This is a genomic window from Pseudomonas sp. LTGT-11-2Z, assembly GCF_003691445.1.
GTDB classification, from domain to species: Bacteria; Pseudomonadota; Gammaproteobacteria; order Pseudomonadales; family Pseudomonadaceae; genus Aquipseudomonas; species Aquipseudomonas monteilii.
Genome location: NZ_CP033104.1, coordinates 758,227 through 780,620, shown reverse-complemented (window position 1 = coordinate 780,620; position 22,394 = coordinate 758,227). Strand labels below are relative to the sequence as shown.

Annotated in this window: 16 protein-coding genes and 1 pseudogene; 15 read left to right on the top strand and 2 right to left on the bottom strand. The window is 55.1% G+C overall.

All coding sequences use genetic code 11. From position 1 onward, the window contains the following. Positions 1-127 precede the first annotated feature (127 nt). The 4 genes from D8767_RS03515 to D8767_RS03500 all read left to right on the top strand — a co-directional run bounded on the left by D8767_RS03515 (position 128) and on the right by D8767_RS03500 (position 3,902). Entirely contained in the window at positions 128-1,453 is a 1,326-nt protein-coding gene (locus D8767_RS03515; RefSeq protein ID WP_016712287.1) for an MFS transporter, read from the top strand. Positions 1,454-1,526: 73 nt separating this feature from the next. Continuing rightward, entirely contained in the window at positions 1,527-2,834 is a 1,308-nt protein-coding gene (locus D8767_RS03510; protein ID WP_016712288.1) for an OprD family porin, read from the top strand. A 58-nt stretch (positions 2,835-2,892) separates the two neighbouring features. Beyond that, the gene (locus tag D8767_RS03505; RefSeq protein WP_016712289.1) at positions 2,893-3,282 is read left to right on the top strand and encodes a RidA family protein; all 390 of its coding nucleotides are present in this window, start codon (positions 2,893-2,895) and stop codon (positions 3,280-3,282) included. Then, the gene (locus D8767_RS03500; RefSeq protein WP_016712290.1) at positions 3,279-3,902 is read left to right on the top strand and encodes an RraA family protein; all 624 of its coding nucleotides are present in this window, start codon (positions 3,279-3,281) and stop codon (positions 3,900-3,902) included. Before D8767_RS03505 ends, D8767_RS03500 begins: the two co-directional genes overlap by 4 nt. A gap of 268 nt (positions 3,903-4,170) precedes the next feature. Here D8767_RS03500 and D8767_RS03495 read toward each other — a convergent pair whose 3' ends face one another. Beyond that, the gene (locus D8767_RS03495; protein WP_016712291.1) at positions 4,171-4,893 is read right to left on the bottom strand and encodes a FadR/GntR family transcriptional regulator; all 723 of its coding nucleotides are present in this window, start codon (positions 4,891-4,893) and stop codon (positions 4,171-4,173) included. Positions 4,894-5,502: 609 nt separating this feature from the next. Here D8767_RS03495 and putA point away from each other — a divergent pair. From putA to D8767_RS29075, 11 genes and pseudogenes are all read left to right on the top strand, one after another. Further along, positions 5,503-9,447 (top strand): trifunctional transcriptional regulator/proline dehydrogenase/L-glutamate gamma-semialdehyde dehydrogenase, encoded by a 3,945-nt coding sequence (putA, locus tag D8767_RS03490; RefSeq protein WP_016712293.1) that lies wholly within the window; start codon positions 5,503-5,505, stop codon positions 9,445-9,447. A 153-nt stretch (positions 9,448-9,600) separates the two neighbouring features. Next, a complete protein-coding gene (locus D8767_RS03485; protein WP_099814355.1) occupies positions 9,601-11,244 on the top strand; it encodes an acetolactate synthase large subunit in 1,644 nt (547 codons plus the stop codon). A 408-nt stretch (positions 11,245-11,652) separates the two neighbouring features. Further along, positions 11,653-12,510, top strand: coding sequence for a MurR/RpiR family transcriptional regulator (locus tag D8767_RS03480; protein ID WP_029380238.1), 858 nt, complete (start codon positions 11,653-11,655; stop codon positions 12,508-12,510). Next, positions 12,510-13,154 (top strand): isochorismatase family cysteine hydrolase, encoded by a 645-nt coding sequence (locus D8767_RS03475; RefSeq protein ID WP_016712296.1) that lies wholly within the window; start codon positions 12,510-12,512, stop codon positions 13,152-13,154. Before D8767_RS03480 ends, D8767_RS03475 begins: the two co-directional genes overlap by 1 nt. Then, positions 13,151-14,506, top strand: coding sequence for a glutamine synthetase family protein (locus D8767_RS03470; protein WP_033723992.1), 1,356 nt, complete (start codon positions 13,151-13,153; stop codon positions 14,504-14,506). Before D8767_RS03475 ends, D8767_RS03470 begins: the two co-directional genes overlap by 4 nt. Then, positions 14,490-15,251 carry an N-formylglutamate amidohydrolase gene (locus D8767_RS03465; protein WP_016712298.1) on the top strand — a complete coding sequence of 254 codons (762 nt, stop codon included), beginning with the start codon at positions 14,490-14,492 and terminating at the stop codon, positions 15,249-15,251. The genes D8767_RS03470 and D8767_RS03465 overlap by 17 nt, the downstream gene beginning before the upstream one ends. 148 nt (positions 15,252-15,399) lie before the next feature. Beyond that, complete coding sequence (locus D8767_RS03460; RefSeq protein ID WP_016712299.1) at positions 15,400-16,743, top strand: APC family permease; 1,344 nt, start codon at positions 15,400-15,402, stop codon at positions 16,741-16,743. 117 nt (positions 16,744-16,860) lie between these two features. After that, on the top strand, positions 16,861-17,907 hold the full coding sequence (locus D8767_RS03455; RefSeq protein WP_016712300.1) for an ornithine cyclodeaminase: 1,047 nt from the start codon (positions 16,861-16,863) through the stop codon (positions 17,905-17,907). A 434-nt stretch (positions 17,908-18,341) separates the two neighbouring features. Then, positions 18,342-19,625 (top strand): annotated as a pseudogene (locus D8767_RS29540) (HAMP domain-containing protein); the annotation flags it as partial. Positions 19,626-19,727: 102 nt separating this feature from the next. Beyond that, positions 19,728-20,486, top strand: coding sequence for a methyl-accepting chemotaxis protein (locus D8767_RS29535; RefSeq protein ID WP_371858375.1), 759 nt, complete (start codon positions 19,728-19,730; stop codon positions 20,484-20,486). 137 nt (positions 20,487-20,623) lie between these two features. After that, the gene (locus tag D8767_RS29075; RefSeq protein WP_016712301.1) at positions 20,624-21,007 is read left to right on the top strand and encodes an antitoxin Xre-like helix-turn-helix domain-containing protein; all 384 of its coding nucleotides are present in this window, start codon (positions 20,624-20,626) and stop codon (positions 21,005-21,007) included. An 804-nt stretch (positions 21,008-21,811) separates the two neighbouring features. On the opposite strand, the gene D8767_RS03440 is transcribed toward D8767_RS29075, so the two are convergent. After that, positions 21,812-22,297, bottom strand: a complete 486-nt coding sequence (locus D8767_RS03440) for a hypothetical protein (protein ID WP_016712302.1) — start codon at positions 22,295-22,297, stop codon at positions 21,812-21,814. Between the last annotated feature and the right edge of the window lie 97 nt (positions 22,298-22,394).

The window sequence follows — 22,394 nt, the reverse complement described above, 5'->3', positions numbered from 1 at the left end:
CACCCAGACGCCCAGCCAATTCAAGAAAGCTGGGCCCACGGGAACGCTTTGCCCAAAAACAAGAAGTAGCCGCTCCGCCTTCAGCTGCCAATAACAACCAGAACCCATCTTTCGGGAGAAAATGGCAATGACCAGCCCTGCGTACACCGAGGTTGCCAGCGCGCAACCACAACGCACCGCCGACATGAAAAAAGTCGCGGTCGCCAGTGTGATCGGCACCACCGTTGAGTGGTATGACCTGTTCCTCTTCGCCACGGCCTCGGCCCTGGTATTCAACAAGATCTTCTTCCCAGGCTTTGATCCCCTGGTAGGCACCCTCCTCGCTTTCGGCACCTTTGCTTCAGCCTACGGCGCCCGGATGATCGGCGCCGCGCTGTTCGGTCACTTCGGTGATCGCCTGGGCCGAAAGTCGATGCTGCTCATCTCGCTGCTGACCATGGGTGCGGCCACCTTCGCCATCGGCCTGTTGCCGAGCTATGAATCGGTGGGCATCTGGGCGCCGATCATGTTGCTTACACTGCGCATCATCCAGGGCCTGGCTCTGGGCGGAGAATGGGGCGGCGCCGTGCTGATGGCGGTGGAACATGCGCCAAAGCATCAACGCGGACTCTACGGCTCGTGGGTTCAGATCGGCGTACCGGCGGGGACGATGCTGGCCAACCTCGTGTTCCTGATGTTCGCCACCACGCTGACCAACGAGCAGCTGCTGGATTGGGGCTGGCGTGTGCCGTTCCTGCTCAGCGTTCTGCTGATCGGATTGGGCTTGTACATTCGCCTCAACATCCATGAGACACCGTCGTTCAAAGCGGTGGAGAACAAAGGCAGCCAAGTCAAAGTGCCGCTGTTCGAGGTGTTCCGCAAATACTGGAAGCAGGTAGTCCTGGGTGGTGTGGCAACTATGTCCACTGGCACCTCCTACAACCTCATCGTGGCCTTCGGCCTGACCTACGGCACCCAGACCTTGGGCTTCACACGTGGAGAAATGCTCACGGTAGTGCTGGTTTCCTGCGCTGCCTGTATCGCTATGCTGCCGTTCTTCGGCGCCCTCTCCGACAAGGTTGGACGCAAGCCGATCATCATCGGCGGGATCATCGCCGAGGCACTCGTGGCCTTCCCGATGTTCTGGCTGATGGATTCCAAAGTTCTCGGCCTGGCGTTCGCCGGTTACATGCTGATGATGACGGCATTCGCGGCCAACTACGGCCCCATTGCCACATTCCTCGCGGAGTTGTTCGGCACTCGAGTTCGTTACTCGGGCCTGTCGATCAGCTACATGCTTTCCGGCCTGCTCGGAAGCGCCGCAACCCCTCTGGTTACCACCGCATTGCTGTCGTGGACTGGCAAAGGCTCATCGATTGCCTGGTACATGATCGGCTCAGCCGTTGTTTCTCTGATCGCGCTGCTGCTACTCACTGAGACCTTCAAACGGGATATCGACCAAGCACGGCAGTAATTCCGTGCTGTACCCCCGAGTTTCTCTCGCCAACCAGGCGAGTGTTTCCTACTTCCGTTTGAAGAGATTCCAGATGAAAAAATACCTGATGAGTGCAGGCGTTTTCGCCTTGTCCCCTTTCGCTCAAGCCGATCTGGTGGGCGACAGCCATGCGAACCTTGGCCTGCGCAATTTTTACTTCAACAACGACTTCCGCGATCAGGCCGGCAGTCTCGGCCAGAGCAAAACCGAAGAATGGGCCCAGGCCTTCGTCCTCGACTTCAAATCCGGCTACACCGAAGGGCCAATTGGGGTCGGCGTGGATGCCCTGGGATTGATGGGCGTGACGCTTGATAGCGGCGATGGTCGCCACCGGGGCAGCAGCATGATCCCCGACGACGGCAGTGGCGCGGCCCAACAGTGGAGCCGCCTGGGCCTGACACCCAAGCTGAAAGTCGCCAACACCGAACTGCGATACGGCACGCTGATGCCCAAGCTGCCGGTGCTGACCTACAACGATGGTCGCCTGCTGCCCCAAACGTTCGAGGGGGCCCAGATCACCTCAACCGACCTAGATGGCCTGACCCTTACCGGCGGGCGCCTCAACCGTGCTACGGGCCGTGCCTCCAGTGACCGTACTGGATTGGCCGTAGCCGGCGGCACCCGTGAGAGCGACCAGTTCCTCTTCGCGGGTGGCGACTACCGGATCGGCAAACAACTCACGGCGCAATACTACGTTGCCAACCTCGAGGACTATTACACCCAGCACTTCGTCGGTCTCACCCACACGCTCCCACTCTCCGAAGGCCAATCGCTGCGCACTGACCTGCGCTACTTCCGCACCTTCTCCGATGGAGCCAACGACTCCGCTGCGGGTCGCGCAAGTGGATACCGAGTGGGCGGCTACACCGAGGACGGTGACGGCAAGATCGATAACCACACCTGGAGCGCAGCGCTGACCTATTCCGTCCAGGGCCACGCGCTCATGGCCGGCTATCAGGAGGTGTCGGATGGAAGCAACTTCGTCCAACCGAACCAGGGCTCCCTCAGCGGCAAGGGCGCAGGTGGTGCCAGTGTCTACCTCTACACCGACCGGATGCTCGCGAGCTTCAACCGAGCGGGCGAGCGTACCGCGTTTGCCCAGTACAGCTATGACTTCGCCGCTGCCGGCGTACCTGGCCTGAAATTCTTCCTGATGTACCTGAAGGGTGAAGACATCCGCACCACCAGCGGCAATGACGCGTCCGAGTGGGAACGGGATGTGGGCCTGGACTATGTCATCCAGGACGGTGCGCTAAAAGGCCTCGGCCTGGCCTGGCGCCATGGATTGCTGCACTCCGAAATCGACCCCAACCAAGAGCAGAACCGACTCATCGTCAGCTACACCCTGGCGCTTTTCTGATCCCTGACCATGTGCTGTCGGCGAGCCGGCGGCACATCTTCGCTTCAAGGAGCTCTCAATGAACCGCATCCACAGCGCCCCTGGAACCATCAGCCCAGTGGGCCCCTACTCCCAAGCCGTGGTCAGCGGCCACTTGGTGTTCACCGCTGGCCAAATCCCATCGCTAGGCAGCCTGGAAGAACAGCCCGACAATTTCAAAGATCAGGTCAGGCAGACCTTCGCCAACCTTGCCGCGATCCTCGAAGCGGCGGGCTCCAGCCTTTCCAACATCGTCAAGGTGAACGCCTACCTGACAGCCCCAGATCAACTGGTGCCCTTCAACGAGGTGTACAAGGAAATCCTTGGCCATGCACCACCCGCACGTACAACCGTCTGCGTGCAGCTGTGGGGCGTGAGCTTGGAAATCGACTGTGTGGCCGAGCTGGTCGACATGGAGCGCGGGCAATGAACGACGACCTGATCGCAAAACTACGAGAAGTGAGCTTCGCCACGCTTGGCCACTTCCTCGAGCGCGGGTTCGTCAGCCATGAAGTCCGCGCAATGGTGCCGGGCGGTCGCATTGTTGGGCGCGCCGTGACGCTTCGCCTGGCCGAACCCGATGCCATTGCCGTCAACCGCGCCCTTATCGCCCTTCGGCCAGGCGATGCCCTGGTGATTGACACCATGGGGGACCATGCCCACGCGTGCGTGGGTGCAGTCACGCAGTTTGCAGCTCGTTGCTCGGGTGCCGCTGGCATCATCGTCGATGGCTTGGTCACCGATATCAACGAACTGCGAAGCTGCCAGTTGCCGGTGTTCGCTCGCGGTACTACCCAGCTCACGACCAAACTCATCGGCGGCCAGGCTAGCCAGATAGATGTGCCCGTGACCTGCACTGGTGTTGAAGTTCATCCAGGGGATTACGTGCTGGGTGATGACAATGGCGTACTGATCCTACCGCCAGAAGAACTTGCGACAGTGATCGACAAAGCGCTGCAGTCCGAACTCAGTGAACCCGACATCCTGGCGCGCCTGCGCAATTGTGAACCGCTTCAGGATGTGCTAGCCACGACTACAGGAAACAGCTAACCCAGGCCGGTGAGCCTGATCTCGGGTGAGTGAGTGCTAAATCTGCCACTCACCCATAATTGGAGGGCAAAAAAGCCCGCGATGGAGGAGCGGGCCGGATGAACCGTAGAGATGTAGGATAGCCAAACCCGCCCTTTGTGAAATTTACGTGAGGCACTCTGCGTGCAACGAGCCGGTGTGCTTGATCAGCAATCGAAAGCTCTGAAACCCGTGGGCATCAATGTAATCAATGTGATCGTGTTAGATGCACGATATGTAGTAGACATGCTCACTCTACGTGAGACATGTCTCGCTCTATCCGTTTCAAATGCCCCTCGACGTAGAACGCTGCTGCGTCCTCATCGCCAGTCACGATCGCTTCATAGATTAGTTGGCGTTCAGCCAGATACAGCCGAGTGCGCTCAAGGCCCGAAATTTTGCCTGGATTTGGCCTCGTCCATTGCGCTTGAGCCATGACGCCATTGATCTCTTCGGCAATTTTCGTAATCAGTGGATTACCAGTCATCTGCGCGAGCTGGCGATGGAATAGCCGGGCGGATTTGTTCCAGCTCGCTTGGTACAGCGGGTCGGTGATGTCTTTCACGTCGCTCATCTCATCGAGATACTGCTCTGCGATCGGATCGCGTTGAGCACGGCGCGCAGCCAACCGGGCAATCGCTGGCTCAATCAGCATACGCACTTCGAGAGCGCTTATAAGGCTTAGCTCTAGATCGGCCATCTGATCCCGCGGGGGGAGCGGTGGAACGTTGCTGCGACACTCCAGAGTATCGGCGACATAGGTACCTGAGCCCTGTCGAGTGACTACAAGACCTTCATCCTGAAGAGCGCCGATAGCTTCCCTCACCGCTGGCCGGCTTACGCCAAGCAGTTGCGCCAAATCGCGCTCGGAGGGTAGGCGCGAGCCTTGAGCGTATCGTCCATCGAGAATGCCTGCCCGGATCCGATCTGCGACCTGTTCATAGATCTGCTTAGGGCGAAAGTCTGCTTGCATTGGGTGGCTCTCTTCACGGGTGCTCGTGGATTCAAGGAGAAAATTTTACCACTAGTCAGCTAACTGGTAATGAAGCTGACCAGATTAGGCAAGTGCAACCCGATTAAATCATTGATTTTTAACAATTTATTTGAATTTTAGCGCTGCGGACTGGGCCGAAATGACCCGCAGAGGTTGCACCAGTCATTGCAACCTGGAACAAGCGGGCCTAGAATGACCGAATATTGGTCTGCGAAATTACCAATAAGTAGAATTTTCCCTTTTCAGGATGTGCATTCTGAAGAATTTCTTCTTGATCTGGTCCGTTTTAGAACCGAAATGAACCAGGCAAGCTACCCACAAGATCACTACTCTCGGTGAAGGCAATGCCAATCGTAGGTGTAAATAAGCTGATCGGTTACATGCAAGCACTGCTCCGGAAGGTGACCCGACTGAGGTCGAAAATCTTTAGCCGCATGGTCGAGACATTGGACGCCATCGTTAGCGAAATTCGCCGTCAAAACTGGGTAAACGAGAACCCGTTGTAAACAGCACTCGCCTACTGCCAGCGCTAACTCGAAGCGCATCGCACCGCAATTTCACTGTTCGCCGAACCCAGGAAATCAAGACATGAGCACAACAACAACTGTCGGCGTCAAACTGACTGCCGAACTTCGTGATCGCCTGAAAACCGCCGCACAATCGATCGAGCGCACGCCCCACTGGGTAATCAAGCAACTGGTGGTCGGTTTCGTCGAGCGTACCGAGCAGGGCTCGGCTGTGGGCCATCTGGTTAACCTTTTCGATGAAGCTGTCAACGAGCAACAGATCCTTGATGCGATTCCGGAGGGGGGCGAACACGTCTTCTTGGAGTTTGCAGAGAGTATCTTGCCGCAGACGGTGATGCGCGCGGCCATCACATCGGCTTACCGCCGGCCAGAGAATGAAGCGGTACCGATGCTGCTCGAAATGGCCCGTCTGGGTGAAGACCAAGCCGAGGCGGCCAACAAGATGGCATTGGGTATCGCCCAAAAACTGCGAAACCAGAAGAATGCCAGCGGTCGCCAGGGGTTAGTGCAGGGCTTACTACAGGAGTTCTCACTTTCCTCCCAAGAAGGTGTTGCGCTGATGTGTCTGGCCGAAGCCTTGCTGCGCATCCCGGATAAAGCCACTCGGGATGCATTGATCCGGGACAAAATCAGCAATGGCAACTGGGGGCAACACCTGGGTAATAGCCCATCAATGTTCGTTAATGCCGCATCCTGGGGGCTGCTGATCACCGGCAAACTAGTAAGTACCCACAATGAATCGGGTATGACTTCAACCCTTAATCGGATCGTCGGTAGAAGCGGTGAGCCGCTGATTCGCAAAGCCGTAGATATGGCGATGCGCTTGATGGGCGAGCAGTTTGTTACCGGTGAAACGATCGGCCAAGCGTTGGCCAATGCCACCAAAATGCAGAATCAGGGTTTCCGCTATTCCTACGACATGCTGGGTGAAGCTGCTCTGACCGATGAAGACGCCCGTCGTTATCTGGCTTCTTATGAGCAAGCCATTCATGCCATCGGCAAAGCCTCGCAAGGTCGCGGTATCTACGAAGGCCCAGGGATTTCCATCAAGCTATCGGCGCTTCATCCACGCTACAGCCGTGCCCAGTACGATCGAGTAATGAGCGAGCTGTTTCCTACCCTGCTGGGCTTGACTCGATTGGCGAAGCAGTACGACATCGGGATCAACATCGATGCCGAAGAAGCTGACCGCTTGGAAATTTCCTTGGACTTGCTCGAGCGACTGTGCTTCGACCCGTCGCTAGCTGGCTGGAACGGCATTGGCTTCGTAATTCAGGCCTACCAGAAGCGCTGTCCGTACGTGATCGACTACGTTATCGATCTGGCCAAACGTAGCCGCCACCGTCTTATGATTCGTCTGGTAAAAGGTGCCTACTGGGATAGTGAGATCAAGGTTGCGCAGGTCAATGGACTTGAAGGCTACCCCGTTTATACCCGTAAGCCTTACACCGACTTGTCATACGTCGCCTGTGCCCGAAAGTTGCTGGCGGCGCCACAGCACATCTACCCACAGTTCGCTACTCATAACGCCCATTCGTTGTCAGCCATCTATCAGCTTGCCGGTCAAAATTATTACACCGGACAATACGAGTTCCAGTGCTTGCATGGCATGGGCGAGCCTCTGTATGAACAAGTCGTCGGTAACCTGGCTGACGGCAAATTCAACCGGCCCTGCCGAATCTATGCGCCAGTCGGTAGCCATGAGACTCTTTTGGCCTACCTGGTGCGTCGCCTGCTGGAGAATGGTGCCAACACTTCTTTTGTGAACCGCATTGCCGACCACAGCATTGCCTTGAAGGATTTGGTCGAAGATCCGGTACATCAGGTGGAAAAGTTTGCTGCTCAAGAAGGCGAAGTCGGAAAGCCGCACCCGCGCATCCCATTGCCCCGTGACCTGTACGGCGATGCCCGGCTTAACTCTGCCGGCCTCGATCTATCCAATGAGCAGCGTCTTGCATCGCTGTCTTCGACTTTGCTGGCGAGCTCGCATCAAGCCTATGAAGCCAGACCGGTAATCGGGAACTATGCGCCTCAGTGCCTGGAACCAACGCCTATTCTCAATCCAGCTGACCATCGTGATGTGGTAGGCCAGGTTAGTGAGGCCAGTCTGTCAGATGTGCACATGGCTTTGGACATCGCTGAGTCTAGTGCACAGATTTGGCAATCGACTCCACCGGAGGAGCGCGCCGCGATTTTAGATCGTGCAGCCGACATAATGGAGGGCGATATGCAGCCGCTGATGGGGCTGCTGGCTCGTGAAGCAGGCAAGACATTCAACAATTCGATCGCTGAAGTTCGAGAAGCAGTGGACTTCCTGCGCTACTACGCAGATCAGGCGCGCAGCTTTGCAAACGATAGCCATCGCCCACTAGGGGCTGTGGTGTGCATTAGCCCATGGAACTTCCCTTTGGCGATTTTTACGGGGCAGATTGCGGCAGCACTGGCTGCAGGCAATACGGTGTTGGCGAAGCCGGCAGAGCAGACTCCGCTCATCGCTGCTGAAGGCGTACGTATTCTTCTTAAAGCTGGCATCCCAGAAGGTGTGTTGCAGCTATTGCCGGGCCGCGGCGAAACCGTTGGGGCAACCTTAGTTGGTGACGGTCGAGTACGTGGTGTCATGTTCACCGGTTCCACCGAGGTCGCTGGCATCCTGCAGCGTAACATTGCAGGTCGCCTGGACTCTCGGGGCCGTAACGTACCCTTGATCGCAGAGACCGGCGGTATGAACGCAATGATTGTCGACTCGTCGGCACTTGTTGAGCAGGTGGTAGTGGACGTTATCAGTTCCGCCTTCGACAGCGCCGGCCAGCGCTGCTCTGCACTTCGCGTACTGTGTGTGCAGGACGATGTAGCTGACCGAGTAGTGCAAATGCTTAAAGGTGCCATGGCAGAGTACCGGTTAGGCTCCCCGGAGCATCTTGAAGTCGATATCGGTCCGGTCATCGACCAAGAGGCAAAGGACGTGATCGATCGGCATATTCAGGCCATGCGTCAGAAAGGGCGCGGCGTCTTTCAAGCCGCACGCTTTCAGAGCGAAGACGTTCGCAAAGGCACGTTTGTGGTGCCGACACTTATCGAGCTGGAAAGCTTTGGCGAGTTAGTAAAGGAGATCTTCGGTCCGGTACTTCACCTCGTGCGCTATAAGCGCAGCGAGCTGCCTAATCTTTTGGAGCAAATCAATGCTTCAGGTTATGGACTGACATTAGGTGTGCACACCCGTATCGACGAGACCATCGCTCAAGTGGTCGACTCTGCGAATGTTGGCAATCTCTATGTCAACCGCAACATCGTCGGAGCCGTTGTCGGTGTGCAGCCGTTCGGGGGCGAAGGTTTGTCCGGTACCGGTCCAAAAGCTGGTGGCCCGCTGTACATGTATCGCCTACTGTCCAGTCGACCGGAAAACGCAGTGATTGAGCAGTTGGCCAAAGGAAACTCCGAGGCAGTCGCAGTGCCTGCCGCAACGGCTGAAGGGTTGGCCGCTCTGATGCACTGGGCCAAAGAACATGACCCGGCGTTGGCTGGTGTGCTGGACGATTTTGTCACCCGTTCACCGAGCTTCCGCTGCCATACCTTAGTAGGCCCGACCGGCGAACGTAACACCTATACATTGCTTCCTCGCGAACGGGTGCTCTGCTTAGCTCAGAACAAGCAGGACCTGCTGGTGGAAATTGGTGCAGCTTTGGTTGTGGGTAGTCTGGCGGTCGTACAGGAGCACCAGTTTGCGTTGATTGCCGCTCTGCCAAAGGCCGTCACTCGGCGAGTGGCCACCGTTGCGGATTGGACGGCCGTAGGGTGCCAGTTCGACGCCATTCTGCATCACGGCGATTGTGATCAACTGGCAGAAATAAGCCGACATGCCGCTTCGCGCAAAGGCGCGATTATTGGTGTGCATGGCTTGAGCGCCGGTGAGACTGACGTGCCACTGGAACGCCTGCTTATCGAGCATGCCCTTAGCGTCAATACCGCTGCTGCGGGTGGTAACGCCAACCTTATGACAATCGGTTGAGTAGTCTCCGCCGGGGAAAGAAAACTCGGCGGTTTCTTGTGTTTTTTCCTCAGCGACTTGGCGCTCCAGTGTGCTGGAGCCCGTCGCTTTTTTTGACACTGCGATTTGCCCCGCGATGGCAATTTCAATCAAATCCACTTGAGGTAGAGCAACATGGCCAAGGCCGCCGATGTCGTTGTGCAATGCCTGGAAAACGAAGGTGTCGAGTATGTGTTCGGCATTCCTGGTGAGGAAAACCTCGACCTGCTCGAATCCCTGCGCAAGTCGAAGATCAAGCTGGTACTGACCCGTCACGAGCAGTCTGCAGGCTTTATGGCTGCCACCTATGGCCGTCTGACCGGCAAGACCGGCGTCAGCCTGTCGACCCTTGGCCCTGGCGCCACCAACCTGGTTACTGCCAGCGCCTACGCCTACCTGGGCGGCATGCCGATGATGATGATCACCGGCCAGAAGCCGATCAAGAAGTCCAAGCAGGGCCGTTTCCAGATCATCGACGTGTGCGGCATGATGGACCCCATCACCAAGTACACCCACCAGTTCGCCTCGGCTGACAACATCCCGGCGCGCATGCGTGAAGCCTTCCGCCTGGCAGAAGAAGAAAAGCCCGGTGCCGTGCACCTGGAGTTGCCGGAAGACATCGCCGCCGAGCAGACCGACAGCCTGCCGATACCCCCCAGCCTGCACCGTCGCCCGCTGGCTGAGCACAAGGCCATCGAGGCAGCCGTGCAGAAGCTGCAGAACGCCCGCAACCCGATCCTGGTGATCGGCGCCGGCGCCAACCGCAAGATGACCGCCAAGGTCTTGAAGCAGTTGATCGACAAGACCGGTATCCCGTTCATCACCACGCAGATGGGCAAAGGTGTGGTGGACGAGCGTCACCCACGCTTTTTGGGCAACGCCGCGTTGTCGTCGGGTGATTTCGTGCACCGCGCCGTCGAAGCCGCCGACCTGATCGTCAACATCGGGCACGACGTAATCGAGAAGCCGCCGTTCTTCATGGTGCGCGGCGGCACCGAGGTTATTCACATCAACTTCCGTTCGGCTGAAGTGGATGCGGTGTACTTCCCGCAGGTGGAAGTGATCGGCGATATCGCCAACGCCGTGTGGCAGATTGGCGAGGCCCTGACCGATACCAGCCACTGGGACTTCACGCGCCTGATGGCCATTCGCGAGGCCAACGAAGCGCAGACTGCCGAAGGCGCCGACGACGACCGCTTCCCGGTCTACCCGCAGCGCCTGGTGGCCGACATCCGTCGCGTGCTGCCGTCCGAAGGCATCGTGGCCTTGGACAACGGCATCTACAAGATCTGGTTCGCCCGCAACTACAAGGCCCACAAGCCTAACACCGTGCTGCTGGACAACGCCCTGGCGACCATGGGCGCCGGCTTGCCTTCGGCCATGGCGGCGCACCTGGTGTACCCGGACCGCCCGGTGATTTCGGTGTGCGGCGACGGTGGCTTCATGATGAACAGCCAGGAGCTGGAAACTGCCGTACGCCTGGGCATGCACGTGACCGTGGTGATTCTGCGCGATGACGGCTACGGCATGATCCGCTGGAAGCAGGCGAACATGGGCTTCACCGATTTCGGCCTGGACTACGGCAACCCGGACTTCGTGAAGTATGCCGAGGCCTACGGTGCCAATGGCCACCGTGTGGAAAGCGCTGAAGGTTTGCTGCCGTTGCTGGAGCACTGCATCAAGACCCCAGGCGTGCATGTGATCGACTGCCCGGTCGACTACAGCGAAAACGACCGGATCCTTAACAGCGAGATCCGGGAGCGCGCACTCGCTCTGTGAGGACCTTGAGTTTTCCTACAATTTCCTCATAAGCCACTGATGTGGCGAGCGCGTCTGACTACCTTCCCTCCAAGGGCAATGCCCAAAATCCCGATATGGGGACTCATCGCATACCTGTTGAGTCCGCCCCGAGTGGCGAGCAGAAGCCGCCCATCCGCATCGAAAACCTCGATGCTGGGCGGCCCTTGGCTCCAATCACAGTGACGCTCTCTGTTAGCCCCATTCTAGAGGCGTTTCGAGCGTGGCTAACCTCCAGACCGGCTACCAGCATATCGCCAAAAGTCACCATCAAGGTGTGAAATAGAAATTTCAGGCATGAGCAAAAACTGTAGACTGTAGTGAAACCTACAGATATAATTTGGGCATAGAATGTGAAGCAAAACATACATCCCATAAAAATGTGCGCACATGACTAATCTACGAGAACGCCTAACCTCCGCCGACCTGAGTCCGACTCCATCAGAGCGGAAGGTTATTCGAGCCCTACTGGATAACTATCCACGCAGTGGGCTGGGGCCGATGGCCAGACTGGCTGAGCATGCTGGCGTTAGCGATCCGACAATCGTTCGCTTGGTTAAGAAGCTCGGTTTCAGCGGATACGCTGAGCTCCAAGATGTGCTGCTGAGCGAGATGGATCACCGTCTGCGCTCACCTGTCACCTTGCTACAGCCGAAATCTCACTCTTCCCAGGACGATACTTGGAATAGCTATCTGAGTGAGAGCTGCCGGACCCTAAGTGAGGCTCAGGCCCTCACCCAGCCCGAGGATGTCCGGGTATTAGTCGAGCTTATTCTTGAGCCCCGTCATTCGTTGTATTGCTACGGAGGGAGGCTGAGCAGCTTTTTGGCGCAATACCTTGTGAGCCACTTACGACTGCTTCGTCCAAGCTGCTACACCCTTGAAGATAATGCTCAATTACCAGACAGGTTGTACGACATTGAGCGTCAGGACGTAGTTCTGTTGTTCGACTACCGCCGATATCAAACTCAAGCATTACGCGCTGCCACTGCCGCCAAATCTCGCGGAGCACGCTTGGTGCTATTCACCGATATTTATGCTTCGCCTCTACGTGAGTTAGCTGACCTTGTCATTAGCGCCCCGGTTGAATCCTTCTCCGCGTTTGACACTCTGGTTCCCGCTCTAGCTCAAGTGGAGGCGCTGATAGCCGTTCTCACGCTGCGCAGCAAAGACCTTGAAGGTCGTCTGGAAGGCATAGACACGCTGCGGGCAAGTTTCGCCGCTCACCTGCTCGAGGAAAAACAATAATGTTGACGTTGCCCCACCAATCACCTCGCGACTTGCCCTATGTGCATGGTCACACCGCACTTTTGTTGGTCGACATGCAGCGTGCGTGGTTAGATCCGCAGTTCGACCCCCATTTGCAGAATGCGGACGCTGAGTATTTCCTGACTCGAACTCAGGCTCAAGTCATACCTAACCAGCAACGCCTTCTCAAGGCGATGCGTGATGCCCAACAAAACGTGCTTCACACCATCATCGAAAGTCTTACCGCGGATGGGCGTGATCGTTCGCTGGACCACAAACTGTCGGACATGCATTTGCCGAAGGGGTCCTACGAATCAGGAATTATTGATGAGTTGGCTGCCACAGAAAATGAAGTGGTCCTGCCCAAGACATCTTCTGGCGTATTCAACTCCACCAACATCGACTATGTCCTACGCAACCTGGAAACCCGGCATTTGATCATTGCCGGCATCGTTACCGACCAGTGTGTGGACATGGCCGTGCGCGACGCCGCTGATCGCGGGTTTTTGGTGACGTTGGTAGAAGATGCCTGTGCTACTTATAGCTCGACCCGCCATCAGGCCTGCTTGGAAGCTATCAAGGGATATTGCTGGATTACGGATACAGAAACCGTCATCAAGCGCCTGCAGGAGATGTCGGTATGAACCGTTCCAGCTTGAATAACGCACTGATCGCAGCCACGCCGATGACTACTGTTGTCACCACAGATTTGGTAGGAATCACCCGAGGTCGGTCATTCCCTACGGACGAGCTCGAAAGCTATCGGGTAGCGGGTGTTGGTTGGGTACCAGCAAACAGTGCTATCACCCCCCAGTCAACTGTAGCCGAAGATAATCCTTGGGGGGCATACGGTGACCTACGTCTGATTCCTGATATGGCATCACGGGTTCGCGTTCCTAATGGTCCCGATGCCGGTGCACCCGCTCTAGACTTTGTCCACGCTGACATTTGCGAGACAGATGGGCGCCCATGGGCAGCCTGTCCGCGCACGTTGCTGCGAAACGAAGTACAGCGTTATCAAGATGAGCTGGGACTGACTATCACTGCCGCTTTCGAGCATGAATTCAATCTCGGTATTCCTCAGTCAGGATCGGCACATCATGCCTTTTCTTTGGGTGCACAGCACGCCGCAGCGAGCTTCGGTGGCTGGCTGCTCAGTGCTTTGAGGGCTGGAGGTGTGGAACCGGAAATGTTCCTGCCTGAATACGGCAAGGCTCAGTACGAAATCACCTGCCGGCCGACTCAGGGTGTGGCCGCAGCTGACCGAGCAGTGAACGTACGAGAAATAACACGAGAAATTGCTCGGCAGATGGCCTTGGACATCAGCTTCTCGCCGAAGGTCGAGGAACAGGCCGTTAGTAACGGGGTACATCTGCACATCAGCCTTCAGGATCAAGACGGCGAAGCAATGATGTACGATCCCAATCAAGAGAATGGGCTGTCAGAGCTCGGACAGCAATGGGCTGCAGGTGTGCTGAAATACCTGCCGGCGTTGTGTGCTTTCAGTGCACCAACACCGATTTCCTACCTGCGATTGAAGCCTCATCACTGGAGCGCTTCCTACGCATGCCTGGGCCAGCGTAACCGTGAAGCATCTCTGCGTATCTGTCCGACCATCACGCTTGGTGGTAAGTCTCCCGCCAAACAGTACAACTTGGAGTTCCGGCCACTTGATGCCACCGCGTCGCCACATCTAAGCATGGCTACCGTGCTTATTGCTGGACGCCTTGGTATCGAGCAGAAATTGTCTCTGAGCGCGACAACGGACGAAGAGCCAGACACTCTCAGTGACGAGCAGCGCCGGGCGCGCAACATTGTTGCTTTACCAGGAAATTTGGGTGAGGCGCTGGCTTGCTTGAAAGACCATGCAGATATCGTCGAAGCGCTGCCAGAAGTTCTGACACGTGCGTACTTTACAATGAAAGCACAAGAGCTGGCCGCAACAGAAAAGCTCGCCCCCAATGAATTGTGTGACCACTATGCGCTCCTTTACTGAGTTTAATGAAAGTCGGGAGCTGGGCTTTTACCAGCAGCCTGCTTACACGGTTGAGCGGGGGGACTCAAAGCACCCAGTAATTTTGGTGTGCGAGCATGCTAGTGCTTACATTCCGGAACAGCTCGGCAGCTTGGGGTTGAGTGAAGAAGCAGCTCGGGAACATATTGCTTGGGACATTGGTGCTTTGGCGCTTGCTAAAGAGCTCTCAGAAAATCTCGGTGCCACACTGATAGCGGCAAACTATTCGCGCCTGCTAATAGACCTGAACCGCCCGCTTGAGGCCCCAGACAGTATTCCTGAGCGTAGCGAAATTTACGAAATCCCAGGCAATCAAGATCTCGATGAAATTACACTGAAGTATCGGAGAGAAACTTTATTCACCCCTTTTCACCAGCGATTGAGTGAGTTAATCAATGCGCGGCTCGCTAAGGGACAGCCGGTGCGTGTTATCGGCGTGCACAGTTTTACTCCTCTATATTTTGGCAAGCCGCGGAGTCTTGAGGTAGGCGTGCTGTATGCGCACGCTCATGACTATGCTGGGCGGATGCTGGAAGGTCTGGCGTCTCGGGGTGTGAAAAGTGCGGCCAATCAGCCATATGAAATTAACGCTCTTGAAGACATGACTGTTCCCGTTCATGGGGATAATCGCGGCATTGACGCTGTGCTAATTGAAGTCAGAAACGACCTATTGCGGACACCGGACGCCGTGAGGGCTTGGTCGGAGGTGCTAGCGCCACTGTTATAAAGCCTTTTGCTGGGTAGCTCGGTAATACAACTACAAAAACACCGTTTGGGCGCTTTATTAAATCTGCCGGTTTAAAGAAGTTCGCGCCGCTGTTGACCCATGTCCAGCGGCCGGACATCGCCCTTCCTTGCTTACGGAGTACGCTGTCATGGCATTAGAAGATTTTGGTTATAAACAGGAGCTGAAACGAAGCCTGTCGCTAGCCGACCTTGTAATTTACGGCATGATTTTCATGATTCCTATTGCGCCGTTTGGCGTGTATGGGTACGTCAACCAAGAAGCTCCTGGAATGGTGCCGTTGGCTTACATCATTGGAATGGTGGCCATGTTGTTCACCGCCTTGAGCTACGGCAGCATGGCCCGTGCTTTCCCCATAGCAGGATCGGTTTATTCGTACGCACTCAGAGGGCTGCATCCTAATGTCGGATTCCTCGCTGGCTGGCTGCTTCTGCTGGATTACTTACTGATTCCACCACTGCTGTACATCTATGCAGCCATGGCGCTGAATCATCTCTATCCTGAGATTCCGAAGTTTGCCTTCATCCTGATGTTCATGGTTAGCGCCACACTGGTAAACCTTCGCGGGATAACTTTTACAGCGCGTATGAATATCTTGTTCCTCGTCGCGCAATTGATTGTCCTGGGGATTTTTCTCGCGTGTGCATGGAAAGCATTGCACAGTGGGGCGGGCAATGGGCAGTTGACGCTTTCGCCTCTTTACAATGCAACAAATTTCAACTTCTCGCTGCTGATGCAGGCTGTATCAATTGCCGTCCTGTCATTTTTAGGTTTTGACGCTATTTCCACCTTGGCTGAAGAAACTAAAGGTGATGCAGGAAAGAGCATAGGTCGAGCTGCACTGATCAGTCTCCTCATTATGGGAGGGATCTTTGTAGCACAAACATGGTTGGCTACCGACCTCGCTGCTGGCATGGGCTTTACCTCCGCAGACACAGCGTTCTATGAAATCGCAGCCGTTGCTAGTGGAGATTGGCTCGCTTCACTAACCGCAATAGCCACTGCGCTGGCTTGGGGCGTAGCTGTATCGATCACTTCTCAGGCGGCCGTATCACGCCTGCTGTTCGGTATGGCGCGCGATCGCAAATTGCCTCAGTTTCTTGCCAAGGTTCATCCGAAATATAGTACACCTCATCTGAGCATCTATTTGGTAGCCGTTCTCTCTGCGCTGATTTGCTATCTGTTTATCGACGCGGTCGACACCCTTACATCGCTTGTCAACTTCGGAGCCCTCAGCGGATTTTTAATCCTGCATTTGACTGTGATTAACTACCACTGGCGCCGACAGAAATCAGGAAAATTCCTGGCTCATTTGGTATTTCCTCTTCTCGGCTTCGCGATTACCGCAGCCATTATGATGAATATGGGACTTGAGGCTCAAGAGTTGGGCTGTGCTTGGGTCGTGATAGGTCTCGCGTACTTGTATTTCTTGAATCGCCGAGGTGACAACTTGGTCCTCTCGAAAGACATTTGAAGATTATAGGTGGCTAATGTCCGCCAGCTTTTCACTGGTATTGATGTTTTAAATGGATGAGGGCCCATAGCTCTCATCCATAGATACCTACTAAACTTAAAGCCGGAGAAATGAACGATGACTCGTTATCTTGATGTAAATGACCTAAGCCAACTGGTGGCCAGCAAGGGCCTCGCTGTGTGTCTTGCCGAAATGGCTGAGTGCATCCGCGAAGACTATGCCCGCTGGAGCGACTTCGATAAGTGTGCCCGTCTAGCTAACCACTCTGAGAACGGCGTTATTGAGTTGATGCCTGTCTCGGATGCTTCGCTGTATGCCTTCAAATATGTGAACGGGCATCCAAAAAACACCTTCAACAACATGCTGACCGTAATGGCATTCGGTGCATTAGGCGATGTAGATACTGGTAAGCCAGTCCTGCTGAGCGAAATGACCCTTATTACGGCGATTCGGACCGCAGCGACCTCTGCCTTGGTCGCCCGTTATATGGCCCGCCCTAGATCCCGTGTTATGGCATTGATCGGTAATGGCTCGCAAAGCGAGTTCCAGGCGATTGCATTCCATACAATGGTGGGGATTGACGAGGTGCGTCTATTTGACATAGACGCTAACGCTAGCAAAAAACTGGCGAAAAACTTGAAAAGCTACCCAGCACTGAAAGTGGTGATCTCTCCTTCTGCTGCCGAAGCTGTGCGAGGTGCGGATATCATCACCACAGTCACTGCCGATAAAGCATACGCCACGATCCTAACTCCTGAAATGATCGAACCTGGTGTACACCTGAATGCAGTAGGTGGAGATTGCCCAGGCAAGACTGAACTGCACCGGGACATTGTCGAGCGTAGTCGCGTAGTAGTCGAGTACGAACCACAGAGTCGTATTGAAGGTGAAATTCAGCAGATGCCTGCCGACTCGCCAGTGATTGAGTTCTGGCAAGTAGTGAATGGCCAGGCGTCGGGCCGTGAGCATGAAGAGGAAGTGACGCTGTTTGACTCTGTAGGGTTCGCGCTCGAAGACTACTCTGCACTCCGTTATATCCTGAATATCGCGAAACAAGGGAACTTTGGTAGCGAGATCGAGTTGGTGCCAGAACTAGATAATTGTAAAGACCTGTACGCTCGCCTACTCAATGTGAAATCCCCGGCCGAGCGCAAGCGCGCGTAACTTAATAGGGCAAGGTATGCTGCGCACAGCTTACCTTGCCCAGTCCCACTTAAATAGTGAAACACTCTTAGCCAGAGATTCTTCCTAGCAATTAATTGTCTCGCAAAATCAACTTAAAGAGTGATCTGTCTTTAGTGACCCTGGGCATTACATTCACTCTAGCAATCATTTGATAAAAGCTTAGATGCGCTCTGATGCCGTCTTCAAAATTGTAGCGCCCCGCTAAGACAATTAATTGATACGAGTGCTAGCGCTTAGTTATATTTTCAGACTGATTGACTTCTCGCACGATCCTTAATAATCAGCTCGGGCAGCGAAATAGTTTTGCACTGATTAGCATAAACTGCACTGACTTTGAGATCTTTGTGTTGTGCTAACACCCGGTCTCGCTCGTAACGGCTCAACATCAGTTTGGTTCAACAGGATCTAGTCCCATGAGTGTTAACCGAATTTCCATTCAATGGAAGATCACCTTGCTGGCCGGACTGTGTCTACTGGCCATTGTCGCCACACTTATAAGTATCTCGCTGTACCGCATGCACGCAGGGACCACGCTGGTCAAAGCTAACAACGCGCAAATGCTTGAAGCCTCAGCACGGGAGCGCCTGAAGGGAGAGGGTAAAATCCAGGCCCTGACGATACAAAGTTATTTGATGGCGTCTTACCAAAACGGTCTAAACTTCTCCCGTTATGTACTTCTACAACGTCTTCAAGCGCAAAAGCTGCGAATCGAAAGTAAGGTGCTTCGTGACGAGCTTAACCAACAAGTGAAGGCGGTACTTCAGGCCAATCCGCAATTGCTCAGCCTCTACCTGGTGTTCGAGCCTGATGCGCTGGCGGGCGATGATGCCATTTTTGCAGGCCGTAGCGGTGTTGGCAGTAATGAAAACGGCCGCTTCGCCACCTACTGGGCGCAGCGCGGCGGGCAACTCAGTAGCCTTGCAGTGACCGAGGACATGATCCGCGATGTCACGCCCATGCTTGACGGCAGCCCCTCCAATACTTGGTTCAACTGTTCTAGGCAGTCTCTGCAACCCTGCTTGCTAGAACCATATTTTGATGACACGTCGGGTCAGAAGACTCTCATAACGACCCTGACATTCCCAGTTCTCGAAAACGGCAGAATGTTAGCGGTAGTTGGCATGGACATAAGTCTAAGCAACTTGCAGCAACTGGCCTCCGACGGCAGCATGGGTCTTTATCAAGGCAAGGGCGCCATCAGCATCATCAGCCCAGCAGGCCTCTTGGCGGGCCACAGCAGTGATTCCAGCCTTCTCGGCCTGACACTGGCCAAGGCCTATCCGGAGGAAGCGAAAGGACTACTGGACCTGCAACGCCAAGGCCAACCGCACGAGCAACAGACCGGCGGCCACTTACAGGTACTGTCGCTGCTGCAACCGATACCGGGTGCGCGGCCGTGGGCCGTGCTGCTGGACGTGCCGATGGGCACCTTGCTTGCGCCGGCGTTGGCTCTGCAAAAAGACCTAGACCAACGCAACGCACACGGGACTTGGCTGGAACTGGTGTTCGGGTTGGCCGCAGCTATCGTCGGCTTGTTGCTTGTGTGGTTAACAGCGCGGGGGGTTACCCGGCCGATCCTCGGTGTGGCGTATATGCTCCAGGATATCGCCAGCGGCGAGGGCGACCTGACCCGACGCTTAGACTATGCGCGCAAAGATGAACTCGGCGAGCTGGCCGGCTGGTTCAATCGCTTCCTCGACAAACTGCAACCGGTGATCGCTGACGTTAAGCGTTCGGTGCATGACGCTCGCAACACTGCCGACCAGTCCGCCGCCATTGCAAGCCAGACCAGCGCTGGCATGCAGCAGCAGTACCGCGAAGTGGACCAGGTAGCCACAGCATCTAACGAGATGAGCGCCACTGCCCAGGATGTCGCGCGCAGCGCGGCGCTGGCCGCGGATGCTGCCCGCGGCGCTGACCAGGCTACCCGTGAAGGCCTGAGCGCGATCGGCCGTACCACCACTGCCATCGAAGCTCTCGCCCGCGACATGAGTAGCGTCATGAGCCAAGTCGAGGGTCTGGCGGGCAATAGCGACCAGATTGGTCTGGTGCTGGAAGTGATCCGTAGTATTGCGGAACAGACTAACCTACTTGCACTAAATGCCGCCATTGAGGCGGCCCGGGCCGGAGAAGCCGGGCGTGGCTTCGCGGTAGTGGCCGACGAGGTGCGCAACCTTGCCAAGCGGACTCAGGACTCGGTGGAGGAAATCCGTCAGGTCATCGAGGGACTGCAGGCCGGCACCCGCGATGTCGTCGAGTCCATAAACAGCAGTTACCAGCAGGCCCAGGGCAGCGTCGAGCAGGTCGAGCAGGCGGTGACCGTCTTGCGCCGGATCGGCGACTCTGTGTCGATCATCACTGACATGAACCTTCAGATTGCCAGTGCCGCCGAGGAACAGAGCGCGGTGGCTGAGGAGATCAACCACAATGTGGCGGCGATCCGCGACGTTACAGAATCACTTTCAGGCCAAGCGGCGGAATCGGCACAGGTCAGTCAGTCGCTGAACCGCTTGGCCAGCCATCAGCAGGGACTGATGGAACAGTTCAAGGTCGTTTGAGTTAATCGGTCCGCTCCTGCAAGTGACTGAGCAAGCGTCGTAGTTGAAGAGTGGATTGGTATACAATCAACTGACAACGGATAAGCTCTGTAGGCTGAACGACGATAAACTGCTATGACATTCCAGGTAAAACAGTGATGAACATGCGGTTTTCTCAGCAGCAATCAGCGGTTGGCTTGAAGGTCGCGCTGAGAATTATCAGGGCTTGGGACGCGACACCTCAGCAGGCATGCCGCATCCTCCGGATCTCCCTCTCTACGTATCGACGGGTTATGAAGGATGGGGATGGCTTGCGACGACTGGATCGAGACCAAGAGCAGCGGATCGGTTTTGTGCTTGGCATACACGCCACACTGAGAAGCGTCTTTAGTAATCAGGCCAACGTCCAGAGCTTTCCTCGACTTAAAAACGGGAATGAGTTTTTTGATGGGCGCTCTCCTCTTGAGGTCATGGCGCATGGAGGCATGATCTCCTTGTACGAAACCTACAAGCGATTGCTAGAGCTTCGACAAGCGCTGTAGCTCGGCCGTTGCCCAAGTGAATATTTTCAATACATACAACGGGTCCCTGAATGCTTCGGGACTCGGCCCTGGTGGCTTGCGAAATGTCACTCGCAGTAGGAATGGTGACTGTAGCAGGTGGACGTTTTCTCGAAAGCTTTTATGACCGTTGCATGGACTTGTATTTCGACCTGGCTTGCAAGCTTCAGAGTTAAACACAGGACCAAATCCGCGAAGTGTTAGAAACCCGCTTGTGGGAAATCGAAAATCCTTTGATCGTATTCGTCGATGACATTGACAGATAGAGACAGATTCGCGTTGTCCTGACACAAGCAAAAGCTAATGCTAACCTACCTAGTACCATTCTTTCAGCCTAGCATTGTAGAAAAGGCTCTTATTCCAAAACTAATGGAGATGCTTGAGCACTCCTGAGAAATATTGTTTAAGCAAACTGTGGTCTACCAACGACTCCAACTGCTCTAACACATGCTCTTTTGGGGGGAGAGGGGTTATCCCAATACCTAGACTCTATGCGAGCGAGGCTAAAGGCTTTCCACGCCCTTCCCGTTTCCTCCCAGGATATTTGGGGCCCAAATCAGCAGTTGGTGAGAATTCGGTGGCATACTTCCCTATGTTCCTAGGTGCAACGGAGACCGAAGACACTTCAAATGCGATGATATAAGTGACTGACGCAGCGCAATAATTGGACATCAAAACCTCCACTACTGAAGCCTCCGCAACACCCCGCGACTGGTGCATGGATAGCGCTGCAGCACTATTTTCTTGAAAATTAAAGCTATATTTTGCTCGTCATCATCATCTCCCTCAAGAAGGAATACTTGACTCATTAATTAATTCATCCAAAATCTTTGCAATCCATGCTTGAAAAGCACTGAGCTCCGCGTCACTTTGAGATCCTGCGTTAGATGCTTGATAGATACTCCGCACACTCATTATTTTTTCTACTTTAACCTCTTGGTTGTCTGCGAAATATTTCCCAGATGCGATGCGATATGCATAGGTATCTATATGATCCTTGCCAGTGTCCATCGTAACTCTCGTAAAGTCCAGCACGGGGTGCACCACCCATTTGGCCGCTTTGTTCATTCTCGGGGGTAAGGCCAACTGGACTCCTACTATGGCCTGGTGAGCATTCGGTCTGTCCAAGCTATTGAGAAGATCAAGAGCCTCCTGACCGGTTTCACAAATCACAACGTCAATTACATCATCCGGCGTCCGAAGATCCAAAACACAAGCCAGAAGGAATGTCGACTGGCCTTTTGTGAGAAGCGTTTCAGCAAAGGTTTCCATGCTCACTCGTAGCTTAGGCATAACGCGTCGCTCCCAGAAAATGAACACTATAGGGTGTAGCACTATAGGATTCAAAGAGGCTTGATCATACCTTTTG